Genomic DNA, 17,270 nt, shown 5'->3' with positions numbered 1-17,270 from the left:
GCGGCCCCGGATCTCAGTGCGGTGAAGCAATGGCCCTCGCTGCCGCCACCTCCTGGCGCAGGGGCTCCAGGACGCTGCCCGACGGGCCCGTGAGGTCGGTGCGGACGGCGATCAGGGATTCGGCGTGACGGACGCCCTCCGAGAGTTCGTCGAGCTGCAGGACCACCTGGTCCACCTCGAGCGAGGAAGGCGCGGCCGCGCCCTGGCCGACGCGGACGCGGGCCGCCGTGGTCGCGTCGACGATGCGTTCCACGGCGACGACCAGTGGCCACCAGGCGGCGGCGCGGCGGCCGGTGGGCGGGGGTTCGGTCAGGGCGCGCTGGAACTCCGTACGGATGGCGGAGAGGTCGCGGTAGAGACGGCGGCGCATGCGGGCGCGGGATGCCGGGTCTGTCGTCGTGTCCGTGGCGTCACCGAACGCCGACTCCACGTAGCGGGCCGTGTCCGCGACCGCGTTCGCCAGGCGGTCGCCGACGCGGGTGTGCCAGCTCTCCGGCCAGAGGAGGTAGCCGGCGACGAGGGCGATCGCGCAGCCGAGCAGGGAGTCCACCAGGCGGGGGACGAGGAGGGCGGTGCCCTGGTGGTTCAGGATGTCCGAGAGGAGGAGGATGACCGGGGTGATCGCGGCTGTCTGGTAGCCGTAGCCCCTCGGGGTCAGGGCTGGGATCAGGGGGGCCAGGATCAGTATCACCGGGACGTCCCACCAGCCCCTCGGCACCTCCGCCAGGACCGCCGCCGCGATCAGCAGGCCCGCCACCGTGCCGAGGGCGCGCAGCAGGGCGCGGGAGAAGACCGAGCCGAAGTCGGGCTTGAGGACGAAGGTGATGGTGAGGGCGACCCAGTAGGAGCGGGGGACCGGGACGAGGGAGACCAGGGCCTGCGCGATGCCGATGCACAGGGCGAGGCGCAGTCCGTAGCGCCAGGAGTGTGCGGAGAGGACGACGTTGCGGGCGGCCCGGGCGGTGCGGACGCCGAGGGCGGCGGGCCGGCCGAGGCGGTCGTCGATGCCCCGTGGGTCCACGTCGGGGGAGGTGACGACCTCGGCCGCGTGCCGCAGGGCGTGGTCGACGGCGCGGGCGGTCTCGGTGACGGGGGTGGGGAGGGCCGTCAGTCCTATCGGGCCGGTGTAACCCGTTTCCACCGCCTGGGCCAGGTGCCTGACCGCCGCCGGGATCTCGGGTGGCAGTGGCCGGCCCGCGAGGTGGGCCATGGGTGCCGCCTCCACGACCGGGGTGATGGCATTCAACTGGGCGAGCAGCCGGGTGAGTTCGCGGCTGCGGCCGTGGTGGCGGGCACGGTGGGCGAGGATGAGGTCGTAGGACTGGTTCAGGGACTGGGTGACGGCGTGGCGGGCGGCGTCGTACTCGTCCGTGCGGTCGGTGCCGCTCGCCGCCAGCAGGGCGGCGACGGTCCGGTAGGTGTCCGCCACCGCCGTCCGCTCCGGCACCCCGGACCGCAGCGGCCAGGCCAGCAGGGTGAGCAGGAGGACGAGCAGGCCGCCGCCGGTCATCAGGGCCGGGGCCAGCCACCAGGGGCCGGGCAGGGGGAGGCCCGCGCCGATGACCGCGTTCAGGAGGAGAAGGAGGCCCGAGACCGAGGCCACCGCTCCGATCGTGGAGATCATTCCGGAGATCAGCGCCACGCCGGTGACTGCGGCGACGGCGAGCCATCCCTGGCCGAAGACCAGCGCGCCGAGGGTCACGCCGATCGCGCCGAAGAGCTGGGGGACGGCGATGTTGAGGAGCCGCATGCGGTAGGCGTCGGCGGTGTCGCCGATGACTCCGGACAGGGCACCCATGGAGGCGAGCGCGCCGTACTGGACGTGTCCGGTGGCGAGGCCGACGGCCAGGGGCGCCGACATCCCGATCCCCGCACGTGCCATGGCGGGCAGGTTGACGGGGGCCCGCCGGGACTGGAGGTTCCGCATCAGCCAGTCGGGAGGGGTGAGGCCGATGGGGAACTCTCGGGGCATGCGCCCATTATCGTCGCGAGGGTACGAGCCCCCTGTCCACCCGCGCCAGGAACTCCCCCAGCGCCCTGTTGAACGCCTCGGGCCGTTCCAGGTTGGGCATGTGCGCCGCGCCCTCGACGACGTGCAGGGTGGAGTCGGGGAGGGCGGCGTGCATCGCCTCGGCGTCGGAGACCGGGGTGAAGGTGTCGTCGGCGCCGACGACCACGAGCGCGGGCACGGCGACGCGGGTCAGCAGGTCGCGGTAGTCGGGGCGTTCGGCGCGGCCGCGCAGGGCCGCCGCGGCGCCCTCGGGCGGGGTGGCGGTCATCATGCGGTGGACGTGGGACTTCACCTCGGGCGGTGCGTACGGGGCGACCATCTTCTCCAGGACCTCGTCGGCGTATCCGCGCATCCCCTCCCGCAGCAGCCGGTCGGCCATGGCACCCCGGGCCCGCCTGCCGGCCGCGGTCTCCGCCGCCGGGAAGGTATCGGCGAGGACCAGGCCCCGTATCCGCTCGGGGAACTGCCGGTAGCAGTCCATGACGATCTGCCCGCCCATGGACAGCCCGGCGAGCACGCAGGACTCCACCTCCAGCTCGTCCAGCAGCTCGGCGATGTCCCGCGCGAACCGGGCGAGCGGGGTGATGCCGGGGACGACGGGGGATGCGCCGTAGCCACGCAGGTCGGGGGCGATCACCCGACGGGAGGCGGCGAACGCCTCGGTCTGCGGGGCCCACATGGTGCGGTCGAAGGGGTGGCCGTGGACGAGGACGAGCGGGAGTCCCTGAGGACTTTCAGGGGCTTTGTCATCGTATGCGAGGAAGGGGGGCATACGACGACCCTAGGGTGGTCGACTGCTCGGGGCAATAAGATCTTTGCCCTCGGTGCAATCCTCATCACCGCTTCAACTGCCTGACAGAGCAAGGAGAGTTGTGGACGACTTCCGGCAGCTCGCCGACCTGGTCGCCGGCGAGATCGCGGCCGGGCGGCTGCGGCCGGGGCAACGTCTGCTTCCGCAGCGGACGTTCGCCCGTCGGCGCGGGATCGCCGCCTCGACGGCCGGGCGCGTGTACGCAGAACTGGTGCGGCGCGGGCTGGTGGTGGGTGAGGTCGGGCGGGGCACCTTCGTGCGCGCCGCCGCCGGTCCGGAGGCGGCCGGGCGGGCGCTCACGGAAGCCGCCGCCCCCGCTCGGTCGGTCAACCTGGAGCTCAACTACCCGTCCGTGCCGGGCCAGTCGGAGATCCTCGCCCCCGCCCTGGCCGCCCTGCTCCGCCCGGACGCGCTCACCGAGGCGCTCCGCCCGGCCGCCGCCACCGGCAACGCCGCGGCCCGGGACGCGGTGGCCGCCCTGCTCGGCACCGGCGCCTGGCGTCCGGACCCCGCCCGGATCCTCTTCACCGGCAACGCCCGCCAGGCCATCGCCGCGACCCTCGCCTCCCTGGTCCGGCCGGGCGGCCGACTCGGTGTCGAGCCGTTGACGTATCCGCTGGTCAAGGAGATAGCGGCCCGGCTGGGCATCACCCTGGTGCCGCTCGCGGCGGACGACGGGGGCCTCAGCCCGCGGTCCGTCGCCGCCGCCCACCGGACCGCTCCCCTGTCGGCCCTCTACCTCCAGCCGACCCTGCACAATCCGACCTCGGTGACCATGGACGCCGGGCGTCGCGCCGAACTCGCCGCTGTAGTCGGTGATTTGAGCCTGCCTGTCGTCGAGGACCGCATCTGGTCGTTCCTGCACCGGGGGACCGAGCCCCCGCTCGCCGCCCTCGCCCCCACGCTCACCCACCTCGTCGACAGCCTGTCCAAGCGGGTCGCGCCGGGCCTCACCGTCGGCTTCGCGGTCGTACCGGCGGACCGGGTGGAGGCGGTGGCCTCCGCGATCCGGTCCGGGGGCTGGAGCGCGGGCGCGTTCGCGCTGGAGGCGGCCGTGCGGTGGCTCGCGGACGGAACGGTGGCGCGGCTGGTGGCGGCCAAGCGGGCGGACGCGGCCCGGCGGCGCCGACTGCTCGCCGAGGAGCTCGCCGGGTTCACCGTACGGTCGGATCCGCAGGCCTGTTTCGCCTGGTGGGAGCTGCCCGCGCGGTGGCGGGCGGACACCTTCACGGCCGCCGCGGCGGCGCGCGGGATCGCCGTCACGCCGGGTACGGCCTTCTGCGTGGACCCCAGCCGCACACCGGACGCCGTCAGGCTCGGGCTCGCCTCGGAGCCGGAGCCGGAGCTGGTTCGGGCGCTGCGGACACTCGCCGGCCTCGCAGCGGCGGCGCGGCCCTCGACACCCGGGCGTACCGGGTGAGCCAGGCGGCCAGGGTCACCGCCAGGCCGCAGCCGAGCAGCAGCCAGGAAGCCGTGCGCAGGTGGGCGGTGAGCGCGTCGTAGACGGCGCCGGCTGCCGGACGGGGGACGTCGTCGGGCAGGTCGGCGAGGGTGAGACGGCGGCCGACGGCGAGTGCGAGGAGGGGCAGCGCGCCGCCCAGGGCCGTGCCCATGGCGGTGGCGGTGACCGCGCGGCGGCGGTGGACGGCGAGGGCGATCCCGGCGGCGGCGAGGACGACGGCCGTGACGGGAAGCCAGGAGCCGGCGACTTCCAGCACGTGGAACCCCTTCCTCAGGCGGGCCAGTTCCCGGGCCGGGAGCACGGTGACCGCGGTGTGCCGCACCGGGATGCGGGCGGCCAGCGGCACATGGTCCTGGGTGAGCCGGCGTTTCACCTGGGCGGTGACGGGGGCGAGGTCGACGGTGACCGGCCGGTCGTGCGCGGCGCGTTCGTCGTGCAGCGCCTGGAGCACGGCGCTGTGGGCGGCCCGGTTGCCGGCGTCCCAGGCGACGCGGAAGGCCCGGGTCCGGGTGAAGGAGCGCACCGCGTCGTGGACGAAGGGGAGGACCGCGGCGCGTTCCGGACCGCCCACGTCCACCTGGCGCACGATGCCCTCCCCGACCGTGTCCGCGACGGCGTCCCGCACGTCCGGGTCGGTGGCGAGCGGCGACAGTGCCGCGACGTACCGGCCGGTGTCGGCGAGCGCGTACGACGCCCAGGCCGCCAGTGCGCCGAACGGCACGAGGAGGCAGGACAGGACGATCAGTACGGCCGACAGGGCGCTCCGTGGACGTGGGGACACGCTCCCAGGACACGTCCGCAGGTCCAGGCGCGCGAGCGGAGCGGCTGCATTCGGGGGGACACGGACTACGGGAGCCAGGTGGGCCCCGGCGGTCTCACCGGGGCCCACGCGTGGCCGGGGCCGGGATCACCTGATCCGGTGGCCGGCGGCGTCCTCGTGGGTGTAGTAGCGGTAGAACATCGCCGCGAACACCGGCGCGGCGGTCGCCAGGGCCAGGCCCGTGGACGCCAGCACGGTGTGGCCGCGGCCGCTCAGGCTGTACAGGAAACCGACCGCGATGCCGGTGAGGGCCGCCCACAGGAAGGCGTGCACCTCGCGCCGCACGTGTGCGCCGAGGGACTGCACGCCCACGCACAGGGCGAAGAACACGATCGCCGTCACGAAGCCGAACAGCACGTTCCAGCCGGTGACGGGACCGCCGTAGCGGGTGTTGGCCGCGGCCCAGTACCCGTAGACGAGGGCGAGCACCAGGGGAATCGCCCACCTGGCGACCGCATGGGTCCGCTCGTCGAACACGTCGGGCGTACGGCCGTACCGGGTCATCGCACCGGACGTGGGTGCCGCTTGAGCCATGAGAGCACTCCTCTCTCTCCTCGCCCCTGCCCTCCAGGGCACACCCCGGGGGAACACCCTGGCAAGTGGGCGGACGGCCCGGGTTCCCGGATGCGGTCGGCCCACTCGCGTGCTTCCCTTGGGGCATGAAGGGCGGGCCGCACTGCAGACCGTGAGCGACCGCGAGGTCCTGCGCCGAAGGCAGCCCCTGCGGATCCGGGGCCGGAGCGTCGCATGGGTGGTGCCGCTGCTGCTGCTCGTCGGGATCACGACGGTCGACGTCAACACCGCCGCGAACGTCCGGATCATCTCCTGGATCGTCCTGGTGCCCGGGATCGCCGCCGCCCTCTGCGGGCTGTGGACCACGGCCCTCTTCGCCCTGCTGGCGGTCGTCGACTACGTGCTCGTGGACAGCGTCCTGTTCCACCAGTACAAGGTGGGCTGGCCCGACTTCGTCCTGGTCACCCTCGGCGGCATCCTCGCCACGCTGGCCTGCGCGGTCCGGCTGCGCGGCGAACGGCGCATGCTGCACATGAGGGACATCGCCGAGACCACCCGCCGCACCGTGCTGCGCCCGCTGCCGCCGGGCTGGGCCGGCCTGGAACACGCCGCCGCCTACCTGGCCGCCGACACCGAGGCCCGCGTGGGCGGCGACTTCTACGACATCCAGCCGGGCCCCCACGGCACCCGCGTCCTCCTCGGTGACGTGCAGGGCAAGGGCCTCGGCGCGGTGGAGGCGGCGGCCGCGCTGCTCGGCACCTTCCGGGAGATCGGCTACCACGCGCCCGACCTGGCGACGGTCGCCGCCCACCTCGAGGTGCGCATGGGCCGCCACCGCTTCCACACCACGTCGCTGGGCCGCGCGGACGGCGACCGCTTCGCGACCGCCGTGCTGATCGGTTTCCCCGTCGTGGACGACGGCACCGTGGAGGTCGTCAACTTCGGCCACGAGCCCCCGCTCGTGATCGGCGCGGACGGCGTACGCGCCCTGCCGGCCGGTGACCGACTCCCCCTCGGCCTCGGTGAACTGGTCCCGACCGCCCACCCACCGCCGCCCGCCCGGGTTCGCCTCGGCCCCGGCGAGACCGTGCTGCTCACCACGGACGGGGTGACCGAGGCCCGGGACGGCCGCGGCGTCTTCTACGACCTCGTGGGCCAGGTCGCCCGCGCCACCACCGCCGACCCGGGCACCGCCCGGCCACGCCGGCTGACCCGGCTGGTCCGCGAGGGCGTGCTGCGGCACAGCGGCGGCCACCTGGTGGACGACACCACGATCTTCGCGGTGCGGCGCATCGAGGGCGTCCTGCTGGGGGGACGTTTCCGGGCCTGACACCCACCTTCGCGGTCGCAGCGGTTACCGTGCTGCTCTGACCGGTCGAGGGCCGACCGGTCGGCCTGACCGACCAAAGGGGGGACGATGCCCGGAACCGTGCTGCTGCTGGCGGCCTCACCGATGGGCAAGGGACGCCTGGTGGACGCGGCCTCCGTGCTCCCCGTCCTGGCGGCCGTCGCCCCCGCCGTGCTCGCCGGCACCGACACCGCCAACGTGGTGGAACTCGCCGACCCGCTGGACCCGCAGGCCGTGCTCACCCGGCTGCGCGCCGCCGCGGCCGCCCCCGGCCCGCTCAGCGTCTTCGTCACCGGTCAGCTCCAGCTCGACCGCCGCCAGCACCTGCCGCACCTGGCGCTGGCCCGCACCACCCCCGCGACCGTCCGCTACACGGCCCTGCCCTGGCACTGGATCCGTGAGGAGCTCCGGCTGCGCCCCGCCGGCGCGACGACCCTGGTCGTCGACCTGCACGCGGACGCCGAGACCTGGGAGCACCTGCACGGCACACCCCTGGACTCCGGCCGGAACAACGCCGTCTACGGGCGGATCGCGCCACCGCCGCCCCGGCGGCAGGTCGCCTCGCCGTCCTACATGAAGGCGGTGGCGACGCTTCTGCGCAGCGGGTCGCGGCCGCCCACGGAGCAGTTGCACGAGCAGGCGCTGGCCAGGACCGCCGAGGAGGGCGGCGCCCACCGTGACCTGGTGCTGGCCGCCACCCGGAGCCCCGGTGGCGCCGACCCGCACGCCGAGATCAGTGCCGCCGTGCAGGCCGGGCGGCACGCCGACGCCGACGCCGTCGCCGCGCGTCACGAGCAGGCCGCGGTGCGGGCGCTCGGGCCCGCCTCGGAGGACGCGCTGCACTGGGCCGAGGTCCGCGCGGACCTGGCGATGTTCGCCGGTGACCCGGTGCGCAGTTGCCGTACCTGGCTGACCGTCGCCTCGGCCCGGCTGGCCGCCGGTCAGGCGGCGGACGCGCCCGCCGTGGAGGCGGCCGTGGACCGTGCCCACCACCAGTGGGGGCGTATCGACGACAGAGTGCGGGCCCGTGAACTCGGGCCCGCGCTCGCGGAGTTGAGGCTCAGGGTGCCGGGCCGCCGGCAGGGTGCGCTGGACCACGTCCAGCAGCACCTGCGCCAGCTCCAGACACAGGTCTGAGCGTCAGCTGGTGAACGTGAAGTACTTCCAGGCGCCGTGCGTCGTGGAGTTCACGGTGTCACCGGAGGCGCTGTTGATGTACGAGGAGCGGATCCGGAGCCGCCAGCCGACGTCCTCGCTGTGGTTGCCGCCGTAACTCACCTTGGAGACGCCGTCGGAGCCCAGCTTGAAGTACTCGGGATCGCCGGGGTACCACTTGCCCTGGTAGTAGACCTCGAACTCGAACTTCTGCGCGCGGTTCGGGTAGTACGGCATCTTCGTCGTGAACAGCGGGTTCTTTGACTTGTGGAAGAAGTAGTAGGTCTGGCCCCACGCGCTCTTCGACTTGTAGTGGCCGCTGACCGAGGTGGACACGCTCACCTGCGCGCCGACCGTGCTGGCCGCCGAGCGCGGCTGGTAGCGGGCGTCGCCCGCGAACTTCGCGGTGACCGTGGCGTCCCGCTTCAGGCCGATGGTGACCGACAGGTTGCCGTGGGAGTCGACCTTGCCGGACTTGACCAGCTTGTTGGGCTTGTCGGGGCCGTACGGGTCGGCCCAGATCTCCACCGTGCGGTTCTTGTACGTCGTACCGAGGTGGGCGGTGAACTTGACGTTCTTGCCGTACGCGTACACCTTGCCGTTGTTGTCGATCGACAGCGCCGGCTTGTCCCGCGAGACGTCCACGGTGTCGGAGCCGGAACCCGCCGCGTGGTCGGCGTCACCCGCGTACGCCACCGTGTACTTCACCTTGCCGCCGGCTGGCGGGGTGTCGGTGAAGGAGTAGCTGCCGTCGGCCTTGGTGGTCACCGAGGGCAGCGACTTGCCGTTCGGGGAGTCCAGGTCGGTGCGGGTGACGGTCAGCTTGGTGCCGGCCGGGAGCGCGGCCTTGGAGGTGACCTTGCCCTTGACCGTGAGTTTCTTGGCGCGGGGCGCACTGGCGGGGGCGTCGACCGTGACGGTGGTGGCGGCCTTGGTGGGGCCGTCGAGGACACGCAGGCTGTAGACGCCGTCGTTGTTGGACGACACCGCGAACAGCCGGGAGCCGTCGGGCGCCCAGGCGAGGCCCGCGGCGGCGAGGCGGTCGGCGTTGCCGCCGGCGCTGGTGGAGGGGAAGTCGTACTCGCGTACCGCGGTGTGCGAGCCCGGCTTGAAGACGTAGACGTCGGGTTGGCTGCCGGTGTCGATGCCGGCCGCGACCGAGCCGTTCGGGGCGATGCTCACCGCGTTCGGGTAGGCGCCCGCCGGGTACTGCCCTTCGGCCGTCAGATCGGCGGTCTTGTAGACGGCCTCGTAGTAGGGCGAGCCGTCCGCCACCACGACGTCCTTGCCGTCGGGCGTGACGGCGAGGTCGCGCATGTTGCCGCCGTCCACGTTGCCGCGGGCGGTGCGGGTGAGGGTGCCGGACGAGGTGTCGTACACGCCGAGTTCGGTCGGGCTCAGCCCGGGCATGCCCGCCACCAGGGTGCCCTGCGCGCCGTCCAGCATCGGTGCGGAGTACCAGGGGCTGGTGCTGTCCTGGGCCAGGGAGACGGTGTGCTCGGGCGCGGTGAGGTCGACCGTGCCGATGTTGCCCTCGGTGGCGGAGCCGTAGCCGAACCACAGCTTGCCGCCCGCGAAGGCCAGGTACTCGGGGTTGGTCTGGTCGCCGACCGGGTAGCGGGCGGACTCGGTCGCACTCGCCGTGTCGAAGGCGACGATCGCGTCCGTGCCGCCGGGCACGGCCGCGTACAGGGTGCCGGAGTCGGCCGACAGCGCGAGGCCGTTGACGCTCGGCAGGGAGGTCAGCTGCTTGACGACCGTGCCGCTGTAGTCGGTGACGACGATCTTGCCGTTGCTCGGGTCGCTGATGAAGACCCGCTGGTGGACGCCGTCCACCACGATGTCGCCGGTCGACCTGACCGGCAGGACCTTGCTGGAGTCGGCGAACGCCGGAGAGGCGGCGAGCGCCGCCGAGCTGAGGAGGACCGCCAGGGTCGTGGCGGTCGTGAGGGTGCGCATACGCACGCTGATTCGAACCCCCCGGAACGAATGATGAAGGGCGCCACGGAACACGGCCGCTGATGTGTGGGTCCCCTGGGGGCCGTGTGTGGCGGATGTGAGAAGCCTAGGTGCCGAACACTAGGTCATGCCACTGACAAAAGCGCCAGTGCTCCGCAGACGAGCGTGCGGACTCCCGGGGCGACCGTGGACAGATCGGGAGCGAAGTGCGGACTGTGGTTGCTCGGCACGCCCTGCAGCTTCTCCTTCAGGTCAGTGCCCTCGGCCGCTTCCCACACCGGGTGCGCAGTGGTCGTCACGAACCAGTAGGAGTACGGGATCGAGCCCGCCGCCAGCTCGGAGAAGTCCTCGCTGCCCATCGCCGGGCCCGGGTCGAACACGGTCGCCGCGCCGAACACCTCGCCGTGCACGGCGGCGACCCGGCGGTCGGTGTCCGTGTCGTTCACCGTCACCGGGAAGGTCGCCCCGACCGTCACCTCCGGCTCCCGCGGGCACCCGGCCGCCAGGCACTCCCCCTGGGCGATGCGGCGGATCGCGGCGAGCATGCGCTCCCGCACCCTCTCGGACTGGTGCGCAGGTTGAGGGCGATGCGCGCCTCGGACGGGATGATGTTGTGCCGGGTGCCCGCCTCGATCCGGCCGACCGTCAGCACGGCCGATTCGGCGGCGGCGGTCTCCCGGGCGACGACCGTCTGCAGCCGGGTGACGAGGTACGCGGCCGTCACCACGGGGTCGACGGTCGCCTCGGGCCGGGACCCGTGTCCGCCCCGGCCGTGCACGACGATGTCCACGTCCGTCGAGGCGGACATGATCAGCCCCGGCGCGTGCGGGTACAGCCCGGCCGGACCAGGCGCCGCGTGCTGCCCGAGCAGCACGTCCGGCCGCCCGAACCGCTCGTACAGTCCGTCCGCGACCATGCGGGCCGCGCCCTGCCCGGTCTCCTCGGCGGGCTGCCCGACCACCAGCAGCGTCCCCGACCACGTCTCCCGCCCGGCCGCCAGCGCCTGCCCGGCGCCCACGAGCCAGGTGACGTGCAGATCGTGCCCGCAGGCGTGCATCACGCCGTCCGTCTCGGACGCGTACGGCAGCCCCGTCCGCTCCACGACCGGCAGTGCGTCCATGTCCGCCCGCAGCAGCACGACCGGGCCGTCCCCGTTGCGCAGCACCCCGGCGACCCCGGTACCGCCGATCCCCTCAGCCGTCTCGAACCCGGCCGCCCGCAGCCGCTCGGCGAGCCTGCCGGCCGTGCGGTGCTCGGCCAGCGACAGCTCCGGGTGACGGTGCAGATCCCGGTAGAGGTCCTCCAGTGCGGCCACCGGGAGGTCGGCGGTGAGTTCCAGGGCGGTCCGGGCGGCGGGGGAGGTCATGGGGACGACCCTAGGGGTTGTCTAGCGGTGCTGGGCATGCTGGGCGGAAGGTGTTTCGGGGATGGCCCTGGCCGGGCCCGCGTTGGCCGCCGTGATGAGGGCGGCGACGGCGACCACGGCTGCGGCGACGCCTCTGGCGTACCGTGCGGTGGGGCGTCCGTAGCGTGCGGATGAGCGTCCGAGCACGGCAACCTCGCAACAACAGCGGCATGTTAAGCATGTTTAATGCGACGCTTAACCTAGGGGCTGGTCAAGCCGAACGGCAAGGGGTGGAAGGGGAGTTGGGGGTGTCGGAGCGTGACGATCCAGAGACCGTCGGACGACGGGTGCAGCAGCTGCGGGCAGAACGGGGCCTGACACAGAGGCAGTTGGCGGAGCCCGCGTACACGCCCGCCTATATCTCGACGCTGGAGGCGGGGCGGGTGCGGGCCTCCGACGAGGCGCTCAGGCACATCGCGGGCCGGCTCGGCGTCGCGTTCGAGGAACTGGCCGTCGGGCGGTCCCCGCATCTGGCCACCGGCCTGCGGCTGCGGCTCACCGAGGCGCAGCGGACCCTGGCGACCGGTGAGGCCAAGGAGGCCGCCGTCCAGTACGCCGCCCTGCTCGCGGAGGCGGAGGCGCACGGGCTCGCCGCCGAGCAGGCCGCCGCGCTGCTCGGTCTCGGGGAGTGCGCGCTGGAGACCGGTGACCTGGCCGAGGCCAGGGAGTACTTCGAGCGCGCGGAGGAGGTGACGGCCCGTGAGCCGCTGCCGGTGCGGGTGCCCGCCCTGCGCGGCCGCGCGGTCGCCCACTACCTGGCGGGTGAGCTCCGCTACGCCGTGTACCTGCTGGAGTCGGCCCTCGACGAGCTCAACCGTGGCGGGCTGCACGATCCGGACGCCCTCCTCCTGCTCTACGCCAGCGTCATCGGCCCCTACATGGACATGGGCGCCCACGCCCGCGCCGCCCAGGCCGCCGAGTTCGCCCTCGCCCTCGCGCCGCAGGTCGAGGACCCCGCGCTGCTCGCCCGGATGCACCGCTCCGTCGCCCGCACCCTGCTCGCCGAGGGCCGGGTCGCCGAGGCCGACGCCTCCCTGGCCAAGGCGGCCGAGCTGTACCGCCAGCTGCAGCTGCGGACCGAGCTCGCCAACTGCCACTGGATGCGCGGGTACGTGTACGCCCAGGACGGTGAACTTGGCCGTGCCGAGGACGAGTTGCGCGAGGCGCTCGCGATGCTCTCCGCCACCCGCGCCGCCCTCTACAGCAGCCAGGTCGCCGTCGAGCTCGCCGACGTGCTGCACCGGCGCGGCAAGTCGGAGCAGGCCGCCGAGCTGCTGGAGGGGGTGCTCGGGGACCTCTCCTCGGAGCGGGGCGCCGTGCACTCCGCGGCCGCGCACCGGCTGCTGGGGATCATCGCCGAGGACGCCCGGGAGACGGACGCGGCCGAGGAGCACTACGTACGGGCGCTGAGCCTGCTGGAGCGGGCCGGGGCCGCCGGCGACCTCGCCGACCTGTGCCGGCTGCTCGGTGACCTGCTGCGCCGGACGGGGCGGGTGGAGGCCGCGCTGGACGCCTACCGGACGGGCCTGGGGCACCGCACGGCCCCCGGCACCACCACTCTCGGTCCTGCCCCGGCCCAGCCGCCGCTGTGAGCCGGGCGGCCGAGGCGGGCCGCTCGGCAGGTGTGGGCGGGCGCTGAACTGCGGGAGAGCCCTCGGAGGAGGGATACTCGAGGGGTCGTACGACCGTTCGACTCCGCTGGAGGCTCGTCATGACGGACGCACGCACCGACCGAGCCGGCCAAGGAGAGCAGGTGCTGGCCCGGCTACAGACGCTGCTGGTGGAGTCGGACCGCCTCGAGGACTTCCTGGAGGAGGTCGTCACCCTCACCGCGCAGGCCCTGCCCGTCCCCGCCCACTGCTCCGTCACCCTCAGTCCCGAGGGTGGCGACCAGCCCACCACCGCGGCCGCCAGCGACCCGGAGGTGGAACTGTTCGACCAGCGGCAGTACGAGATCGACGACGGGCCCTGTCTGTCGACCCTGCGCACCGGGACGCCGCACGACATCCCGGACCTGGAGGCGGAGGACCGCTTCGGCCCCTTCCCCGACCTCTGCAACGAGTACGGCATGTGCAGCATGCTCTCGCTGCCGCTGACGCCGCCGCGCCAGCGGGTCAGCGGCGTCATGAACCTCTACTCCAGCGAGCGCAACGCTTTCACACAGCCGGTACGGGAGCAGGCCGCCGTCTTCGCCGGATACGCCTCAGGCGCGCTGAGCGTGGCGCTGAAGATCGCCGGCCAATTGCAGTTCAGCACCGACCTGCAGCGGGCGATCACCTCCCGCACGGTCATCGACCAGGCCCTCGGCATCATCATGTCGCAGCGGCGCTGCGAGCCCGACAAGGCCCTTGAGATCCTCAAGCGCCTCTCGCAGCAGCACAACATCAAGCTCCGTGACGTGGCCTCGGAGGTCGTCGCCCAGGTCAGCGGCGTTCCCCCCGCCCCCCGGCCGCTGCATCCACGCGACTCGTCACTGTGAGCCCGCGCGGGGTGACCGCAGGCCGTTTCGGGCACCCGGCCACGGGTAGTCGGGACTCCTCCCGGGGGCGGGGGACACCCGTTCCCGGGCCTTCGAGTACGGCCGGGCCGGGGCTGAAGGAGGCGGTGGAGGTGCGGCCCAGGGACGACGGCGCATACGCGGACGGTTTCGACGGCCCACAGCAGGACCGGCGCCCCGCGAGTGCGCCCGGTGACACGGCACCGCACCGGGCGGACCCGGCGCAGGCCCTGGCCGAGGCGGTGCGGGGAGCGGCGCCCGAGGCACTGCCCCGACGGCTGTGCGCGGCCGCGGTCGAACTGCTTCCGGTGGCCGGCGCGAGCGTGTCACTGCTCAGCGAGGGGCTGCCCGTGCTGGTCGGGGCCAGCGACGACCACGCGGCCGGCATGGCGGAGATGGAGGCCACGCTCGGTGAGGGACCCTGCGCGTGCGCCGCCGAGACCACCGCACCGGTGTTCGCGGACGACCTGACGGGTGGACCGGCCGTGGCGCGCTGGCCGGTGTACGCGCAGCAGGCGACGGCCGCGGGGGTCCGCGCGGCCTACTCACTGCCCCTCGGCGACACCACGGTGTGCGTGGGGACCCTCGACCTGTACGGCACGGATCCCGGTGAGCTGGCCGGCCCCGACCTGCACACCGCCCGGCTGCTGGCGAGCGCCCTGACCACGGCGCTGACGTCGCTGCTCCGGGACGATGCGGAGACCGGCCGCTCGGACCCCGTCCGGCTGGGCGGCCTGACCACCGAACACAGCGAGATCCAGCAGGCCATCGGCATGATCATGGCCCAGCTGGGGGTCGACGCGGGCGAGGCGCTGGCCCGGCTGCGCGGGCACGCGTTCGCCTGCGGGCGTACGGCGCTGGAGGTGGCGCACGAGGTGGTCGGGCATCACACACGGTTCGACAGGGACCGGCCCTGACGGCGGTCAGGCCTGGGCGCGGGCCTCGTCGCGGACCTGGGCCAGGCGCTGGGCGCCGACTTCCAGGGCCCGGCGGGCGGTGTCGTCCGGGAGCACGGTGCCGGGCGCGCCGAGGGTGAGCACGATCGACTGGTCCCCGACGCGTACGGCGGCGAGGTCCACGCTGAGCACGGGCGCGTCGCCGTCCGTGCCGGCCTCGCCGGTCAGCGTGATCCGCAGGCCCTGCCGGGCGTCCCCGACAGCCGGCAGCGGCAGCTCCTCCACCTGGACGGCCTCGGCGCCGGAGCGGGTGGTCGTCGCCAGGAACTGTCCGCAGCTCCCCGGCAGCGTCCGCAGCCAGGCCAGCGCGCGGTCCACGTCCGCCGGGCGGTGGGCGGCGACCTGGTAGCGCAACTGGGCGAGGTCGTCGGTGTCGTCCAGGGCGGTCACGGCGGCCTCGCTGCCCCACGGCGAACCGAACAGCTCCTCGGTGTACAGCGCCTCCAGCAACCGCTGACAGTCGGGCGCCGCGTTCGTCGTCGCCTTCAGCATCCCGTCCCGCCAGGTCGCCGCCCCCTCGGACGGCGCCCACGGCGCGCCGAGATCAGCCTCGCCGACCAGGGCGGAGCGGGCCTGGGCGCCGGTCAGGGCGGGGTCGGGGCCGTCCTGCGCGTCCGGTGTGAGCGCCGAGGTGGCCACCGGATCCCGGGCCTGGTCCGGTGTGCGCACCAGACAGGAGGAGGCACTGAGCAGCGTGGCCGCGGTGAGCAGGACGGCGGCGGGGCGGCGGATGACCGAGGGGCGGGGCATGTACTCACGGCACCATTGCCTCCGGCGGTCCACCAGCCGTCCGGGCCGTCCGGGTGAGGGGCCGCCCCGGGCGCTGCCGGGGCTCCGCCCCCGACCCCGCTTCGGCCTGAACCTCGAAAAACGCGTCGCCTCCTGCCGGGCGCCGTTGTTACCGTCCTTCCATGAAGCGCGCCCAGTCCTCGTCCCGCACGACGACGCCGGAGTACGTCCCGGCGCGCTGACAGCTGACCTTGAGTCCGAAGCCCCGGGGCGAGTGCCCCGGGGCTTCGGTGTGTGCGCCTCCCGGTTCCTCGTCCCGGCCACCACATCACCGCGAGGAGACCGCCATGCACGACCACCGCCGGCTCGGCCGTGAACTGGACCTGTTCGACACCGACCCGCTGATCGGCGCCGGGTTGCCGTACTGGCTCCCGGACGGGGCCGCCGTGCGGCACACCCTGGAGGAGTACGTCCGTCAGGCGGAGCGCGCCGCCGGGTACCGGCACGTGTACTCGCCCGCCCTCGGCAAACGGGAGCTGTACGAGCTGTCCGGTCACTGGGGCCACTACAGCGACGACATGTTCCCACCCATGCGGCTCGGCGCGGAGGAGGTCGTCCTGCGTCCCAGTCTCTGCCCCCACCACGCGCTCATCTACCGCGCCCGCTCCCGCAGCTACCGGGAACTTCCGCTACGCCTGGCCGAGTTGGGGGCCATGTACCGTTCCGAGCCGTCCGGTGTGCTCGGCGGGCTGACCCGGGTGCGGTCCATCCAGCTCAACGACGCCCATGTCTTCTGCACCCTGGACCAGGTGGTCGAGGAGGCCGGGGCCGCGCTGACCCTGATCGCCCGCGCCTACGCCGACCTCGGCATCCGCGCCGCCCGGTACCGCCTCTCCCTTCCCGGGGACGGCGGCAAGTACGTCGCCGACCCGGCCCTGTGGCGGCGGGCGACCGCGCTGCTGCGGGAGGTACTGGACGAGTCCGGGCTCCAGTACGAGGAGGTGGAGGGCGAGGCGGCCTTCTACGGTCCCAAGATCGACGTGCAGATCGCCGATCCCGCCGGCCGTGAGGCCACCCTGTCCACCGTCCAGATCGATTTCCACCAGCCCGAACGCTTCGACCTGCACTATGTGGGCGCCGACGGCGCAAGGCACCGCCCGGTCATGGTGCACCGCAGCGTCATCGGCAGCATGGAGCGTGCCGTCGCGCACCTGATCGAGGAGCACGGCGGTGCCTTCCCGGCCTGGCTGGCGCCGGTGCAGCTGGCCGTGCTCCCGGTTGCCGAGGCGCAGTACGCCCTTGCCGAGGCCGTCGTGCGGGAGGCCGCCGCCCGGGGCTTGCGGGCCGCACTGTCCGGGCCTGAGGACGGCACCCTCGGCGCCCGGATCCGCGCCGCACGTCTGGTGCCGTACCAGGCGGTGATCGGGGACCGGGAGGCCGGTGCCGGTCTGGCCTCCGTACGGCTGCGGGACGGTCGGCGGCCCGGAGCGCTCCCCGTCGACGAACTTCTGGGGCGGATCGCCGACCGGGTGGCCGCACGGAGCACCGCGCTGTGGGAGTGACCCGGTGACGCAGGCCGTGTCCTGGACGATCCTGGGGGCGGA

Annotated in this window: 13 protein-coding genes and 1 pseudogene; 7 read left to right on the top strand and 7 right to left on the bottom strand. The window is 73.7% G+C overall.

The genetic code is table 11. The annotated features are described in order from the left end of the window. Positions 1 to 13 precede the first annotated feature (13 nt). The gene (locus tag ACFYZQ_RS10330; RefSeq protein WP_389144199.1) at positions 14 to 1,972 is read right to left on the bottom strand and encodes an FUSC family protein; all 1,959 of its coding nucleotides are present in this window, start codon (positions 1,970 to 1,972) and stop codon (positions 14 to 16) included. 7 nt (positions 1,973 to 1,979) lie between these two features. Beyond that, on the bottom strand, positions 1,980 to 2,783 hold the full coding sequence (locus tag ACFYZQ_RS10325; protein ID WP_389144196.1) for an alpha/beta fold hydrolase: 804 nt from the start codon (positions 2,781 to 2,783) through the stop codon (positions 1,980 to 1,982). Positions 2,784 to 2,883: 100 nt separating this feature from the next. Here ACFYZQ_RS10325 and ACFYZQ_RS10320 point away from each other — a divergent pair, with 100 nt between their 5' ends. Next, positions 2,884 to 4,242: a PLP-dependent aminotransferase family protein gene (locus tag ACFYZQ_RS10320; RefSeq protein ID WP_389144193.1), complete on the top strand. Its 1,359-nt coding sequence runs from the start codon at positions 2,884 to 2,886 to the stop codon at positions 4,240 to 4,242. Here ACFYZQ_RS10320 and ACFYZQ_RS10315 read toward each other — a convergent pair. Further along, positions 4,133 to 5,065, bottom strand: a complete 933-nt coding sequence (locus ACFYZQ_RS10315; RefSeq protein WP_389144190.1) for a hypothetical protein — start codon at positions 5,063 to 5,065, stop codon at positions 4,133 to 4,135. The genes ACFYZQ_RS10320 and ACFYZQ_RS10315 overlap by 110 nt on opposite strands. A 126-nt stretch (positions 5,066 to 5,191) precedes the next feature. Continuing rightward, positions 5,192 to 5,638: a hypothetical protein gene (locus ACFYZQ_RS10310; RefSeq protein ID WP_389144187.1), complete on the bottom strand. Its 447-nt coding sequence runs from the start codon at positions 5,636 to 5,638 to the stop codon at positions 5,192 to 5,194. Positions 5,639 to 5,789: 151 nt separating this feature from the next. Here ACFYZQ_RS10310 and ACFYZQ_RS10305 point away from each other — a divergent pair, with 151 nt between their 5' ends. Further along, entirely contained in the window at positions 5,790 to 6,947 is a 1,158-nt protein-coding gene (locus ACFYZQ_RS10305) for a PP2C family protein-serine/threonine phosphatase (RefSeq protein ID WP_389144184.1), read from the top strand. A gap of 87 nt (positions 6,948 to 7,034) precedes the next feature. Further along, positions 7,035 to 8,102, top strand: coding sequence for a hypothetical protein (locus ACFYZQ_RS10300; RefSeq protein WP_389144181.1), 1,068 nt, complete (start codon positions 7,035 to 7,037; stop codon positions 8,100 to 8,102). Between the two features lie 3 nt (positions 8,103 to 8,105). Here the strand turns inward: ACFYZQ_RS10300 and ACFYZQ_RS10295 are convergent, their stop codons facing one another. Further along, positions 8,106 to 10,079: a YncE family protein gene (locus tag ACFYZQ_RS10295; RefSeq protein ID WP_389144179.1), complete on the bottom strand. Its 1,974-nt coding sequence runs from the start codon at positions 10,077 to 10,079 to the stop codon at positions 8,106 to 8,108. Positions 10,080 to 10,204: 125 nt separating this feature from the next. Further along, positions 10,205 to 11,445, bottom strand: a pseudogene (locus tag ACFYZQ_RS10290) (amidohydrolase). Between the two features lie 287 nt (positions 11,446 to 11,732). On the opposite strand from ACFYZQ_RS10290, the gene ACFYZQ_RS10285 reads away from it, so the two are divergent. The 3 genes from ACFYZQ_RS10285 to ACFYZQ_RS10275 all read left to right on the top strand — a co-directional run bounded on the left by ACFYZQ_RS10285 (position 11,733) and on the right by ACFYZQ_RS10275 (position 14,898). Then, positions 11,733 to 13,076, top strand: a complete 1,344-nt coding sequence (locus ACFYZQ_RS10285) for a helix-turn-helix domain-containing protein (protein WP_389144176.1) — start codon at positions 11,733 to 11,735, stop codon at positions 13,074 to 13,076. Positions 13,077 to 13,195: 119 nt separating this feature from the next. Further along, entirely contained in the window at positions 13,196 to 13,963 is a 768-nt protein-coding gene (locus ACFYZQ_RS10280) for an ANTAR domain-containing protein (RefSeq protein WP_389144173.1), read from the top strand. Positions 13,964 to 14,094: 131 nt separating this feature from the next. After that, entirely contained in the window at positions 14,095 to 14,898 is an 804-nt protein-coding gene (locus ACFYZQ_RS10275) for a GAF and ANTAR domain-containing protein (RefSeq protein WP_389144170.1), read from the top strand. 6 nt (positions 14,899 to 14,904) lie between these two features. Here ACFYZQ_RS10275 and ACFYZQ_RS10270 read toward each other — a convergent pair whose 3' ends face one another. Continuing rightward, on the bottom strand, positions 14,905 to 15,687 hold the full coding sequence (locus ACFYZQ_RS10270; RefSeq protein WP_389144167.1) for a hypothetical protein: 783 nt from the start codon (positions 15,685 to 15,687) through the stop codon (positions 14,905 to 14,907). A gap of 269 nt (positions 15,688 to 15,956) precedes the next feature. On the opposite strand from ACFYZQ_RS10270, the gene thrS reads away from it, so the two are divergent. Further along, the gene (gene thrS, locus ACFYZQ_RS10265; RefSeq protein WP_389144165.1) at positions 15,957 to 17,228 is read left to right on the top strand and encodes a threonine--tRNA ligase; all 1,272 of its coding nucleotides are present in this window, start codon (positions 15,957 to 15,959) and stop codon (positions 17,226 to 17,228) included. Positions 17,229 to 17,270 lie beyond the last annotated feature (42 nt).

Origin of the sequence: Streptomyces sp. NPDC001843, from assembly GCF_042891955.1 — a bacterium.
Classification (GTDB): domain Bacteria; phylum Actinomycetota; class Actinomycetes; order Streptomycetales; family Streptomycetaceae; genus Streptomyces.
The sequence above is the reverse complement of the archived record's forward strand: the minus strand, read 5'-3'. Positions and strand labels throughout refer to the sequence as shown.